The sequence below is a fragment of the Paraburkholderia sp. UCT31 genome (assembly GCF_014397655.1).
Lineage (GTDB): Bacteria > Pseudomonadota > Gammaproteobacteria > Burkholderiales > Burkholderiaceae > Paraburkholderia > Paraburkholderia tuberum.
Window position 1 is genome coordinate 55,764 of sequence record NZ_VZQP01000019.1, and the last position, 12,006, is coordinate 67,769.

The window sequence follows — 12,006 nt, forward strand, 5'->3', positions numbered from 1 at the left end:
GGGTTTTTTTTCGGCTTTTCTAGTCCGGTACGTTTCACTTCCGGACTTGGTGGACTCACGCAATCATGATCAAGCTGATCGTCGGGCTCGGCAATCCGGGCGCCGAATACACCGCGACGCGTCACAACGCCGGCTGCTGGCTGGTCGATCAACTCGCGCGCGAGGCCGGCACCGCGCTGCGCGACGAGCGGCGCTTTCACGGCTTTTACGCGAAAGCGCGGTTGCATGGCGAGGAAGTGCATCTGCTCGAGCCGCAAACCTACATGAACCGCTCTGGTCAATCGGTCGTCGCGCTCGCGCAATTCTTCAAGATTCTTCCCGACGAGATCCTCGTCGCGCACGACGAGCTCGACATGCCACCCGGCAGCGTCAAGCTGAAGCTCGGCGGCGGCAGCGGCGGGCATAATGGGCTGAAGGACATCAGCGCGCATCTGTCGTCGCAGCAATACTGGCGGCTGCGGATCGGCATCGGCCATCCGCGCGATCTGATTCCCGAAAGCGCGCGCGCCGGCGCGAAGCCGGACGTCGCGAACTATGTGCTGAAGCCGCCGCGGCGAGAAGAGCAGGAGGTCATCGACGCGTCGATCGAACGCGCGCTCGCGGTGATGCCGCAGATCATCAAGGGCGAGCTCGAACGCGCAATGATGCAACTGCATCGCAACAACAGCTGACGCGCGCCACACTCATCGACACCCGCAATCGGCCCCGCAAGGAGAATCGCTTGAGCCGCTACTGGAGCGACATCGTTCACCGTCTGACGCCGTACGTGCCGGGCGAGCAGCCCGCGCTCGCGCATCCGGTGAAGCTGAATACCAACGAGAATCCGTATCCGCCGTCGCCGCGCGTGCTAGACGCGATCCGCCGCGAGCTCGGCGACACGGCCGACGCACTGCGCCGCTATCCCGATCCGAGCGCACGCAAGCTGCGCGAAACGGTCGCCGCGTATCACGGCATCCGCGCCGAGCAGGTGTTCGCGGGCAACGGCTCGGACGAGGTACTCGCGCTAACGTTCCAGGCCTTGCTCAAGCACGACAAGCCGCTGCTGTTTCCCGACATCACTTACAGCTTCTATCCGACCTACGCGAAGCTGTTCGAGGTCGACTACCGGACCATCCCCCTCGACGACAGCTTCGCGATCAACGTCGACGACTACACGGTGCCCAACAGCGGCATCCTGTTTCCGAATCCGAACGCGCCGACCGGCCGGCCGCTGCCGCTCGCGGTAATCGAACGCCTCGTCGCGAGCCATCCTGATTCGGTCGTGGTGATTGACGAAGCGTATGTCGACTTCGGCGCCGAGTCGGCGATTGCGTTGATCGCGCGCTATCCGAATCTGCTCGTCGTGCAGACCGTGTCGAAGTCGCGTTCGCTCGCCGGCATGCGCGTCGGCTTTGCGTTCGGCGATCCTGCGTTGATCGATGCGCTCAATCGCGTGAAGGACAGCTTCAATTCGTACCCGCTCGACCGCCTCGCGCAAGTCGCGGCCACCGCCGCCTACGAAGACGACGCGTGGTTTCGCGAATGCTGCGCGAAGGTGATCGCGAGCCGCGAACGGCTTGCGGCGGAATTGACCGCGCTCGGCTTCGAGGTGGTGCCATCGGCGGCGAATCTGCTGTTCGCGCGGCATGAGGGGTACGACGCGGCGACGCTCGCGTCGCGGCTGCGGCAAAAGGAAATTTTCGTGCGGCATTTCAACGCGCCGCGCATCGACCAGCATTTGCGGATCTCGGTCGGCACCGACGCCGAATGCGACATACTGCTCGACGCTTTGCGCGGCATTTTCAGCGCTTACGTCGGATAACGGAAACGCCGCCCCCAAAAGAAAACGGCGAAGGTCCGCAGGCCTTCGCCGTTTTCTTTTGCGCGTCTCCCGCGAACGTCAGGTGCCCTTGGCGGCCTGCAACGCGTGATATTTCGCCATCAAACCTTCGGGCGTTTCCAAGTGGTTCGGGTCACGCGGAATGCACTCCACCGGACACACCTGAATGCATTGCGGCTCGTCGAAATGACCGACGCACTCGGTGCACTTCTTCGGGTCGATCACATAGATTTCCGGGCCCATCGAAATCGCGTCGTTCGGGCACTCGGGCTCGCAGACGTCGCAATTGATGCACTCGTCGGTAATCATCAGGGCCATGCCGCCACCAACTTTGCTAGAGAAAACAATACATTATAGCTTTTTCGCCCCCGCACGGCCGTGCAATCCCACGCCAGGGTCATGGACGGCTGCGCTTCTCGGCCAGGTAGCCTTCGTCGCAAACTGGTTGGCGTATGCGCTGTTCAACGCCAACTGGATGCTGAACATGCCATTCGACACGCGGGAATTGCCGGGCTGTTTCGGCAACAGGGCCAGCAGTGCCTTCATCACATACAGAATGATTAGCGCGCCGGCCAGATCACCCACAAACATCGTGAAGAAGCTTTCGAACCAGTTCTTCGTCGTACCGGCCAGCGCGAACCACAGGTGGTGAAACAGCGTATTTGCTCCCGAATAGGCGACAGCCAGAACAAGCAGCCGCTTCGGCGTCAGGTTCGTCAGCGATGCGCGCAGATCGAAATACTCGAGCGCAAACCTGTAGACCAGATACGGTGCCAGTGACCCAAGCAAAGCGCCTGCTATTGCACGCACCGGGTCATGCGGAAACCAGTACAGAAAGTCTGTAATCAGTCCGGCAAGCAGCAGGCCGAGTGCACCATCGAACCCAACCAGCAACGTGCTGAGAAGCCGAACACCAGACGGCAGGAAAATCCAGTTGACGCCTCGCACGAAAGACGTGTGCGCAAACACCTCCTGATTGATCCACAGCGACGCCAGGAACGCGATCAGGGTCCCAGCGATCGACCAAAAATGCAAACGTAAGCTAGACATTGCGGTGAGCCATCCTCGGTTGCTTTTGCCGAATGCATCATAGCGTGCCCGTATGGCGTTCCGCGAGCACAAACAGCAGGCTTTCAGTCACAGATATCGTGACGCTCACGGAAAAAATTTCGCGAGGCCCTCAAGTTCTGCGCGACGCGACCGAAAACCCATGTATAGCTTTATGCCCGGCTCGACAAGCATGCAGAGCCGCGTCCAGATTGATATGCTTTTTATAGCGATGAACCTGAGAGAACAGGCTGGAACGGAACGCGCTATCCGGACGAACCGGTGGCTATCGGCACGCCGACCAGTAGGCCGCCCGCCTGCTGCATGGCTCGCGTGCTATCCCGTCTTTCAAGATGCGTTGCTCGGCTGCGAAACAAGGTTGGGGGCGCTTCCTGACTTCGTCAGGCGCGCTGCTTTGGAAAGGCTGGGTGGCTCCAATTATTCGCGTGTGCCCACTTCAGTACTTGATGAAGTCCGCGCCTCTTACCTGGAACTTCGCAGCACATGCGTCGCAGAAGAAGTACGTCGATACCTGTCTGATGCCGAGGACAGTCTGCTGGCGTTACACGAATCGTCGGACGCCCTTGAAACCCTGGCGGCGGGAATGCCGCGGATGCTGGTTCCGCCTGTCGCTCGCCCTCCGTGTCTGCTGAGTTCTGGCAACGGAATGTTTCTCGGGGGCTGGGCGCGGTTTGTTGCGTACTGGTGTCGGAAAGACCCAACTATTCCGCTACTCGCGGTAGATTGGCCGATCCTCTACGAGCACCTAGCGCCCTACAGCCTTCGCCACTTGATCGACGATCCTGGTTTTGCATCGACCGGTTGAATCCGCCTTCGGAAAGCAGCCAATCGTCCTCCAGCGACGGCTCGAGTTGATCCCCCCCACGAACCTTGCCAACGCGCAACTTTATCGTTATAGTTTTTGTAACGGCCAAACCTGAGAGAAATGGTTCGCGTGGAACGCGCTGTCCGGACCGACCGGTTTTCTGGCTCGCGCCGACCGGTCGGTTACGTTTGATCGGTTGCATAACGGCAAAAGCCCATGCTCAACCTGCTTTTTCCTTTTATACCCGTGCAAAAGAGTACGAGGCCGTACGCTGAGCGCGCCGGACGAATCGCCGCCACACATCAAGAAGAAGCTTTGGCGATACACCGCATACGGCGCCACCGTAGCGATGATTCCGCCGCCGATTGACCGCACAGGGGCGTGCGGGAAGAAATAGAAGAGGTCGACGAGCCAGCTCGCTAATAGCAAGCCGATTGCGCCATCGCCCCCCAGAAGCAAGGTGCTCAATAGTCTGACTCCTGACGGCAGGTAGATTCAGTTCTCGCCCCGGACGAACTCGATGTGCGTGAATACTTCCTGGTTGATCCAGAGCGACAGCGCGAACGCGATGGCCGTGCCCGCGACCGGGAGCAAACCCAAACGTAAGCTGGACATGGAGATAAAATAGGGAAGCCCGGTCGTCGCAGGGCATCAAGGTTCGCTTTCCGCGCTCGGGTGAGCGGCGTTTTCGTTGGAGCGATGGTCATGAGCCGCCCTGCTGATATCTATCTTCGATTTCTTCAATTGACCGAAGCACTGCGAGGTCTTCCCTCACTTCCCGCGCTCGATCCGCTCGAAGAAAAGATCCTGGAGTTCGTTGCTCGCATGAGGCAAAAAAACGAACGCCTGTCGGTTCGAGACATGATGGCCCAAAGTGCGCTGGGGTCGCCGGCTACCTTGCATGCCCGTATCACGTCAATGCGCGAAAAGGGCTGGCTCCTGCTCAACGACACCGAAGACGCTCGCCGCAAACAGGTCGAGCTGACGCCTGCGGCCCTCCGGCACTTCGACAAACTTGCCGAGGCGTTCACGAAAGCTGCGAAGGGAAGCTGACATTGTTCTGCTTCGGTTAAGCCGGCACTATCCGGTTAGGAAAAACTCCTCATTCCTCTTGCAATGCCCGTCTAGTTGCTCCGCTCCGGCAATTCCACGTATGCGGCACCTGTCACCCTGTTGAAATCCATCGTACCGTACTGGTGCGCTTCGTCAGTTCATACTCGGCGAATTGGACAAAGGTATATCGATTGCCCACGCCCGTGACGTTTTCCGGATAGGGTCCCGTAGAAACCTGACAAGCCGGCGTGACTATTGATGATCGCCCCGTTTGCGATGAAGAGACAATTCTTGTTCTTCGCATCATCATTGACATCGCAGCTTGCGCGAACCATCGAATACACCGATGCCCGTGCATAACGACAGGATTGACGTTCGCCGCCAATACGGCTCGCCAACATTACTTAGAACAGCCGACCGATGCACCTGGCGCCGATCACCGAGGCCTGGCCGGTCTTGATCCGTCAAAACCAGCATTCGCGCGACTCAGGCTCAGGTCCCCTGAGCGCCGTCCTGCGGATCCAGCGAAGCGACCTTCTCCTTCAGCCATTTTTCGACGGACGGGAACACGAACTTGCTGACGTCGCCGCCCAATTGCGCGATCTCGCGCACGATCGTGCCCGAGATGAACTGATACTGATCGGACGGCGTCATGAACATCGTCTCGACGTCGGGCAGCAGATAACGGTTCATGCCCGCCATCTGGAACTCGTACTCGAAGTCCGACACCGCGCGCAGCCCCCTGACGATCACCCGCGCGTTGTTGGTCCGCACGAAGTCCTTCAGCAGTCCCTTGAAGCTCATCACCTGGACGTTCGGATAGTGGCCGAGCACCTCATGCGCAATCGCGAGGCGCTCCTGGAGAGTGAAAAACGGCTTCTTGGCACGGCTGTCGGCCACACCCACCACCAGCGTGTCGAAAATGCTCGACGCGCGCCGAACGAGGTCTTCGTGACCGCGCGTCAGCGGGTCGAACGTGCCCGGGTACACGGCGACTACCATGAGACTTCTCCTCTCTTCAGACAAAAGGGCACGTCCGGGCGACGCATTTCGCACCGGCGCGGATGACGATAAACCGCCCGGCCCTTTTTTGGAACGCGCATTATTCCTTATTTTCGCGCTGCAGCAAATGAAAGTGCACAGCGCCCGCTTTGCCCTGCCGAACGAGTTCCCAGCCTGACAGCGGCTCGTGAGCGGCCGGTTCGAGCACTTCGCCTGCTTCGACATAAAGATAGCCGCCGGCGCGCACGAGCGGCACGGCCACCGCGAGCGCCTTGCCGAGCAGGTCGGCATCGAACGGCGGGTCGAGGAACACGACGTCGAACGAGCCTGGCGCGAGACTCGCTGCAAGACGCAGGCCGTCCGCCTCGGCGATTTCGATCATGCGTGCATCGAGCCGCTGCTGGTTTGCGCGCAACTGGCCGGCAGCGCGCGCATGGCGCTCCACCATCAGCACGCGAGCGGCGCCGCGCGACGCGGCCTCGAAGCCGAGCACCCCACTACCAGCGAACAGATCGAGGCAGTGCTGGCCGTCCAGACGCTGGCCGAGCCAGTTGAACAGCGTTTCGCGGACGCGGTCGGGCGTCGGGCGCAAGCCGTCCAGATCGAGCACGGGCAGCGGCGTGCGTTTCCAGTTGCCGCCGATGATGCGAATGGCATGCGGTTTGCCACTTTTGGACGAAGCGCCAGCGGCGCGTGAAGGTGCTAAACGAGGCATCCAGTATCGTGCAGTTTCAGCTAGGTGATGAACACGCCCGCAGCGTCGATGCGCGCGGGCCGGAGCGCTCACGTTACCACAGGGTTGGCGCGCGTCCAGCCTGGCCGAGCGGCCGATACGACGCGCCGCGGCACGCCTGATAAAATGTGCGGCTGCCAGCGCCCCGCCTTTTCGCATCCCGGCGCTGCCCACCGCTTCGCCGGTCCCGTGCCGGCTGCGCGCATCGGCGCGCTCTCCCATACGTCAGATCATGTTCAGCTTTTTCAAACGATTCAAGGGCTCGAAAGAGTCCGATACCGCCGCAGACGAATCGCTAGCGGCGCAAGACGGCGCGGCACCCGAGGCCGAGGCCGAGGCCGAGGCCGTTGCGACCGCCGAACCGATCGAGCCTACCGCGCCTCTTGTTCCTGTGGCCACGACGATCATCGAGCCGCAGCCCGAGCCGCCAGACGCCATGCTCGACACCGTCGAAATCGTCCCGCCGCCCGTGCAGGATGCCGGCGAGAAGCGCTCGTGGCTTACGCGTCTGAAGAGCGGCCTCGCGAAAACCAGTTCGAACCTGACCGGCATTTTCGTCGGCACGAAGATCGACGAGGACCTGTACGAGGAACTCGAAACCGCGCTGCTGATGTCTGACGCCGGCGTCGAGGCGACCGAATTCCTGCTCGAAGCGCTGCGCGAAAAAGTGCGCGGCGAACGCCTGACGGCCCCCCTGCAGGTCAAAACCGCCTTGCGCACACTGCTCGTCGAGTTGCTCAAGCCGCTCGAAAAATCGCTGATGCTCGGCCGCGCGCAGCCGCTCGTGATGATGATCGCCGGCGTCAACGGCGCGGGCAAAACCACGAGCATCGGCAAGCTCGCGAAGCATCTGCAGAGCTTTGACCAATCGGTGCTGCTCGCCGCCGGCGACACGTTCCGCGCCGCCGCGCGCGAGCAACTCGCCGTGTGGGGCCAGCGCAACAACGTGACCGTGGTCGCGCAGGAAAGCGGCGACCCGGCCGCGGTGATCTTCGACGCGGTCGGCGCCGCGCGCGCGCGCAAGATCGACGTGATGATGGCCGACACGGCCGGCCGCCTGCCCACGCAACTGCATCTGATGGAAGAACTGCGCAAGGTGAAGCGCGTGATTGGCAAGGCGCAGGACGGCGCGCCGCACGAAGTGCTGCTCGTGATCGACGCGAACACCGGCCAGAACGCGCTCACACAGGTCAAGGCGTTCGACGACGCGCTCGGGCTCACCGGCCTGATCGTCACCAAGCTCGACGGCACCGCGAAGGGCGGCATCCTCGCGGCGATCGCGCGGCAGCGGCCGATTCCGGTGTATTTCATCGGCGTCGGCGAAAAGGTCGAGGACCTGCAGCCGTTCAGCGCCGAGGAGTTCTCGGACGCGCTACTGGGCGGCTGATCGCGTGATCGTTGCGGCGCCCGGCGCTCGCGGCGAACCAAAGGAAAAGGGCACTCAGCGGAGCGCCCTTTTTTCGTTTCAAGCTACCGTCGACGTGTCAGCGATCCCGGGCTCACTCCGCGTCCGGCTGCACGCCCGGCGCCGCGCGCGCGAACGCGTCGAGTTGCATCGCGTGATCGTAGATGCGCTGGATCGTCGGAAACTTTGCGGTGTCGACCTTGAAGCGCTGCGCGTTGAATACCTGCGGAATCAGGCACGCGTCGGCGAGTGTCGGTGCGTCGCCGAAACACAGTTTGCCGGTGCGCGCGTCGCCGGCAAGATGCGTCTCCAGCGTCGCGAAGCCCGCGTCGATCCAGTGCCGGTACCACGCGTCCTTCGCGTCGTCGTCGACTCGCAGCGTGCGCTTCAGATAGCGCAGCACGCGCAGATTGTTCAGGGGATGAATCTCGCACGCGACCTGCAGCGCCACCGAGCGCACATACGCGCGATCGAGCGGTGCCTTCGGTAGCAGCGGCGGCTCGGGATGCGTCTCCTCGAGATACTCGATGATCGCGAGCGACTGCGGCAGCAAATGACTGCCGTCGGCGAGCGTCGGCACGATGCAGTCGGGGTTGATCTTGCGATACTCGGGCTTCAGCTGCTCGCCGCCTTCGCGCACGAGGTGCACGGGTACGTAGTCGTACGACAGGTTCTTCACGTTCAGCGCGATGCGCACGCGATACGACGCCGAGCTACGGAAATAGCTGTAGAGCTTCATGTTGTCTGCCTCCCCCACCTGCACGCAAGCCGTCTCAGACGACGCGCACGCTGAACTCGCCGAGCCCGTCCACGCCGCCCTTCATCAGGTCACCCTTCACGACCGCGCCGACGCCTTCCGGCGTGCCGGTGAAAATCAGGTCGCCAGGCCGCAGTTCGAACAGCGTCGACAGATACGCGATCGTCTCGGCCACCGACCAGATCAGCTGCGACACATCCGCGCGCTGCTTGTCCTCGCCATTCACCGACAGCCAGATCTCGCCTTTGCCGATGTGACCAACCGTCGAAGCCGGATGGATCGGGCCGAGCGGCGCCGAGTGATCGAAGCCCTTGGCGGTATCCCACGGACGACCCATTTTCTTCGCTTCGCCTTGCAGGTCGCGGCGCGTCATGTCGAGACCGAGCGCGTAGCCGTAGACGTGGTCGAGCGCGCGGTCGACGGGGATGTCTTTGCCGCCCTCGCCGATCGCCGCGACCATTTCCATTTCGAAATGGACGTTCCTGGTCTGCGACGGATACGGGAATTCGCCGGTCGTGCCCGGCGCGACGTACACGATCGCATCGGCCGGCTTCGTGAAGAAGAACGGCGGCTCGCGGTCCGGGTCGTGGCCCATTTCACGCGCGTGCGCCTCGTAGTTGCGCCCCACGCAGTAGATGCGGCGCACCGCGAACTGCTCGCCCGACCCCACGACCGGCACCGCGACCTGCGGTGCGGGTGCAAATACGTAACTCATCCCGTTCTCCGTTTTCCGATGTGCGCCGCCGAGGCGGCGAGAAACATCGAGTGTAACCCGCGGCACGGCGCGGGGGCGTGTCAGGCGGCCCGTCGCGCGCCACTGCGTGCCCGCTTCGTTGCTGTTCGCCCGCTCGCCATAGATGCGATACTCACACCGAACTGTTCCCCGAATGGCGTAGCGAACCGCCAGGCGCGGCACGCCACCCGCCTCTTGCGCACGATGACCGACTCCACCGATACCACTTCTCCCTTCCCCTGGGCCCGATTCATCAAGGAAATCGGCCGCGGCCCGAATGGCGCCCGCGCGCTGACCGCCGACGACACGCGCTCGCTCTACACCGCGATGCTCGACGGCCGCGTCGACGATCTCGAACTCGGCGCGGTGCTGCTCGCGTATCGCGTGAAAGGCGAAACCGCCGACGAACTCGCCGCGATGCTGGCAGCCGCGCATACGTCGTTCGAGCCGGTGCGGCTGCCGCACGGCGCGTTTCGGCCGGTGTCGATTCCGTCGTACAACGGCGCGCGCAAGCAGCCGAACCTCGTGCCGCTGCTCGCGCTGCTGCTCGCCCGCGAAGGCGTGCCGGTGCTGGTACACGGCGTCACCGAGGATCTGGGTCGGGTGACGAGCGCGGAAATCTTCACACATCTGCGCATCGCCCATGCGCAGTCGCACACGCAGATCGAAGCTGGACTTGCGGAGCGCCGCGTCGCGTTCGCCTCGATCGACGTACTGGCGCCCAAGCTCGCGCGCCTGCTCGCGCTGCGCCGGCGCATGGGCGTGCGCAATTCGACGCATACGCTCGTGAAGCTGCTGCAGCCGTTCGCGCCCGCGGGATTGCGGCTCGTGAACTACACGCATCCGCCGTATCGCGACAGTCTCACTCAGCTGTTCGTCACGCATCCCGATGCGGCCGTCGGCGGTGCGCTGCTCGCGCGCGGCACCGAAGGCGAGGCGGTCGCCGATACGCGCCGCCAGGTGCAGGTCGACTGGCTGCATGACGGCATCTGCGAGACGCGGCTGCCGCACGAGCGCTCGTCGCCCGATGCGCCCGAAGTCGAGCTGCCCGAAGCGCGCGACGCGGCGACCACGGCCGCCTGGATCGACGCCGTGCTGCGCGGCGAAGCGCCGGTGCCTGGCGCGCTCGAGCGGCAGGTCGAGCTGATCGTCGATATCGCGAAGACGGCGGCCTGACGGCCGCGGGTTGACAGGCCAACGCACGCCGTCATACATTTGGCCTCATGCGTTCCCTTCCGAACACCCTCCGAATTATCTCCGGCCGCCTGGCGCGGCCCCTATCGCTACGCCTGGCGTAAGTCTCGCGTAGCGCCGCGCGCTGGCAGCTCCGGTTGTCGTCGGCGGTCCTCCCCGTAGTTCCCGCAGTTTCGCTTCACCCCCGTCGTAGTTCTCCACAACCTGTCGTCGTTTGCATTCGTCCGTTTACCGCGCGGACGATGCGAGAGGATCACATGTACGTTGCATGGGCAGCATCCGCAGCGTGCATGCGTGAACAGTCGGCCAACCGCTCGACGTCCCCACCCTCCGCCGACGACACCACGAATGAGGCACCTCACCATGTTGCGCAATCCCGCTGAAAAGTACCGCCCTTTTCCCGCCGTCCGGCTGACCGGCCGCAAATGGCCGAGTCGCACGGTCGACGCCGCACCCGTCTGGATGAGCACGGACCTGCGCGACGGCAATCAGGCGCTGATCGAACCGATGAACGCCGCGCAGAAGCTCGAATACTTCGAGATGCTGGTCGCGATCGGTTTCAAGGAAATCGAAGTGGGCTTTCCGTCGGCGTCGCAGACCGATTTCGACTTCGTGCGCAAGCTGATCGACGAGCGGCGCATTCCCGACGACGTCACGATCGAAGTCTTCGTGCCGTCGCGCGCGGAGCTGATCGCACGCACGTTCGACGCGCTCGAAGGCGCGCCGCGCGCGATCGTGCATCTGTACAACGCGATCTGCCCGTCGTTCCGGCGCATCGTGTTCCCGCAGTCGAAGGATGAGATCAAGGCGCTCGCCGTCGAAGGCACGCGCCTCATCAAGGAACACGCGCAGGCGCGGCCGGGCACGCGCTGGACCTTCCAGTACTCGCCCGAGACCTTCAACACGACCGAGCTGCCGTTCGCGCGCGAGGTGTGCGACGCGCTCGCGCAAACGTGGCGGCCTACGCGCGATCACAAGATGATCGTCAACCTGCCGGCAAGCGTCGAAGCGGCCACGCCGAACGTGTTCGCCGACCAGATCGAATGGATGCATCGCAACCTCGGTTACCGCGACAGCATCGTCCTGTCGGTGCATCCGCACAACGATCGCGGCACCGCCGTGGCCGCGGCGCAGCTCGCGCTGCTGGCGGGCGCGGATCGCATCGAAGGCTGTCTGTTCGGCAATGGCGAGCGCACCGGCAACGTCGATCTCGTCACAGTCGCGATGAATCTCGACGCGATGGGTATCGACAGCGGTCTCGATTTCTCGGATCTCGCGACGATCAGGCGCGTGGCGGAACGCTGCACGCGGCTTCTGGTGGCGGCGCGGCATCCGTATGCGGGACAGGTAGCGATGCGCGGCACGCGCGAGGCGGATGCCGATGTAGACGAGCACGGCGCAAACAGCCGCGACAAAGCTGGCGAATGCGCGACCGCG

13 protein-coding genes and 1 pseudogene are annotated in these 12,006 nt (G+C 63.3%); 7 read left to right on the plus strand and 7 right to left on the minus strand.

The genetic code is table 11. The features are described 5' to 3' along the window. The first annotated feature begins 65 nt into the window (after positions 1–65). Complete coding sequence (gene pth / locus F6X40_RS17775; protein ID WP_090802935.1) at positions 66–671, plus strand: aminoacyl-tRNA hydrolase; 606 nt, start codon at positions 66–68, stop codon at positions 669–671. A 50-nt stretch (positions 672–721) separates the two neighbouring features. After that, positions 722–1,801 carry a histidinol-phosphate transaminase gene (gene hisC / locus F6X40_RS17780; RefSeq protein WP_187628732.1) on the plus strand — a complete coding sequence of 360 codons (1,080 nt, stop codon included), beginning with the start codon at positions 722–724 and terminating at the stop codon, positions 1,799–1,801. A gap of 78 nt (positions 1,802–1,879) precedes the next feature. Here the strand turns inward: hisC and F6X40_RS17785 are convergent, their stop codons facing one another. Both F6X40_RS17785 and F6X40_RS17790 read right to left on the minus strand, forming a co-directional pair. Further along, the gene (locus F6X40_RS17785; protein ID WP_090802933.1) at positions 1,880–2,137 is read right to left on the minus strand and encodes a YfhL family 4Fe-4S dicluster ferredoxin; all 258 of its coding nucleotides are present in this window, start codon (positions 2,135–2,137) and stop codon (positions 1,880–1,882) included. A 33-nt stretch (positions 2,138–2,170) separates the two neighbouring features. Beyond that, positions 2,171–2,941: a hypothetical protein gene (locus tag F6X40_RS17790; RefSeq protein WP_262421479.1), complete on the minus strand. Its 771-nt coding sequence runs from the start codon at positions 2,939–2,941 to the stop codon at positions 2,171–2,173. A gap of 88 nt (positions 2,942–3,029) precedes the next feature. On the opposite strand from F6X40_RS17790, the gene F6X40_RS17795 reads away from it, so the two are divergent. Further along, on the plus strand, positions 3,030–3,692 hold the full coding sequence (locus tag F6X40_RS17795; protein WP_187628733.1) for a hypothetical protein: 663 nt from the start codon (positions 3,030–3,032) through the stop codon (positions 3,690–3,692). 87 nt (positions 3,693–3,779) lie between these two features. On the opposite strand, the gene F6X40_RS42360 is transcribed toward F6X40_RS17795, so the two are convergent. Continuing rightward, positions 3,780–4,160, minus strand: a complete 381-nt coding sequence (locus F6X40_RS42360) for a hypothetical protein (protein ID WP_260336438.1) — start codon at positions 4,158–4,160, stop codon at positions 3,780–3,782. Between the two features lie 237 nt (positions 4,161–4,397). On the opposite strand from F6X40_RS42360, the gene F6X40_RS17805 reads away from it, so the two are divergent. Then, positions 4,398–4,745 (plus strand): winged helix-turn-helix domain-containing protein, encoded by a 348-nt coding sequence (locus F6X40_RS17805; protein WP_184053954.1) that lies wholly within the window; start codon positions 4,398–4,400, stop codon positions 4,743–4,745. Between the two features lie 492 nt (positions 4,746–5,237). Here the strand turns inward: F6X40_RS17805 and coaD are convergent, their stop codons facing one another. Next, entirely contained in the window at positions 5,238–5,747 is a 510-nt protein-coding gene (gene coaD / locus F6X40_RS17810; RefSeq protein WP_062125937.1) for a pantetheine-phosphate adenylyltransferase, read from the minus strand. 100 nt (positions 5,748–5,847) lie between these two features. Beyond that, positions 5,848–6,462, minus strand: a complete 615-nt coding sequence (rsmD, locus tag F6X40_RS17815) for a 16S rRNA (guanine(966)-N(2))-methyltransferase RsmD (protein ID WP_187628734.1) — start codon at positions 6,460–6,462, stop codon at positions 5,848–5,850. Between the two features lie 250 nt (positions 6,463–6,712). Between rsmD and ftsY the strand changes: the two genes are divergently transcribed. Beyond that, the gene (gene ftsY / locus F6X40_RS17820) at positions 6,713–7,867 is read left to right on the plus strand and encodes a signal recognition particle-docking protein FtsY (RefSeq protein WP_187628735.1); all 1,155 of its coding nucleotides are present in this window, start codon (positions 6,713–6,715) and stop codon (positions 7,865–7,867) included. A gap of 112 nt (positions 7,868–7,979) precedes the next feature. Here the strand turns inward: ftsY and maiA are convergent, their stop codons facing one another. Together maiA and F6X40_RS17830 are read right to left on the minus strand one after the other, a co-directional pair. Then, on the minus strand, positions 7,980–8,624 hold the full coding sequence (gene maiA, locus F6X40_RS17825; protein WP_187628736.1) for a maleylacetoacetate isomerase: 645 nt from the start codon (positions 8,622–8,624) through the stop codon (positions 7,980–7,982). Positions 8,625–8,658: 34 nt separating this feature from the next. Then, complete coding sequence (locus F6X40_RS17830; protein ID WP_090802924.1) at positions 8,659–9,357, minus strand: fumarylacetoacetate hydrolase family protein; 699 nt, start codon at positions 9,355–9,357, stop codon at positions 8,659–8,661. Between the two features lie 222 nt (positions 9,358–9,579). On the opposite strand from F6X40_RS17830, the gene ybiB reads away from it, so the two are divergent. Together ybiB and F6X40_RS17840 are read left to right on the plus strand one after the other, a co-directional pair. Continuing rightward, positions 9,580–10,551, plus strand: a complete 972-nt coding sequence (gene ybiB / locus F6X40_RS17835) for a DNA-binding protein YbiB (RefSeq protein WP_187628737.1) — start codon at positions 9,580–9,582, stop codon at positions 10,549–10,551. Positions 10,552–10,932: 381 nt separating this feature from the next. After that, positions 10,933–11,967: pseudogene (locus tag F6X40_RS17840) on the plus strand (2-isopropylmalate synthase); the annotation flags it as partial. Positions 11,968–12,006 lie beyond the last annotated feature (39 nt).

Excerpts from the sequence above, each read along its gene's own strand:
- ftsY (WP_187628735.1), top strand. The coding sequence starts at position 6,713 with ATGTTCAGCTTTTTCAAACGATTCAAGGGCTCGAAAGAGTCCGATACC.
- pth (WP_090802935.1), top strand. The coding sequence starts at position 66 with ATGATCAAGCTGATCGTCGGGCTCGGCAATCCGGGCGCCGAATACACC.
- rsmD (WP_187628734.1), bottom strand. The coding sequence starts at position 6,462 with ATGCCTCGTTTAGCACCTTCACGCGCCGCTGGCGCTTCGTCCAAAAGT.
- F6X40_RS17785 (WP_090802933.1), bottom strand. The coding sequence starts at position 2,137 with ATGGCCCTGATGATTACCGACGAGTGCATCAATTGCGACGTCTGCGAG.
- F6X40_RS17805 (WP_184053954.1), top strand. The coding sequence starts at position 4,398 with ATGAGCCGCCCTGCTGATATCTATCTTCGATTTCTTCAATTGACCGAA.
- ybiB (WP_187628737.1), top strand. The coding sequence starts at position 9,580 with ATGACCGACTCCACCGATACCACTTCTCCCTTCCCCTGGGCCCGATTC.
- maiA (WP_187628736.1), bottom strand. The coding sequence starts at position 8,624 with ATGAAGCTCTACAGCTATTTCCGTAGCTCGGCGTCGTATCGCGTGCGC.
- coaD (WP_062125937.1), bottom strand. The coding sequence starts at position 5,747 with ATGGTAGTCGCCGTGTACCCGGGCACGTTCGACCCGCTGACGCGCGGT.
- F6X40_RS17830 (WP_090802924.1), bottom strand. The coding sequence starts at position 9,357 with ATGAGTTACGTATTTGCACCCGCACCGCAGGTCGCGGTGCCGGTCGTG.
- F6X40_RS17795 (WP_187628733.1), top strand. The coding sequence starts at position 3,030 with ATGTATAGCTTTATGCCCGGCTCGACAAGCATGCAGAGCCGCGTCCAG.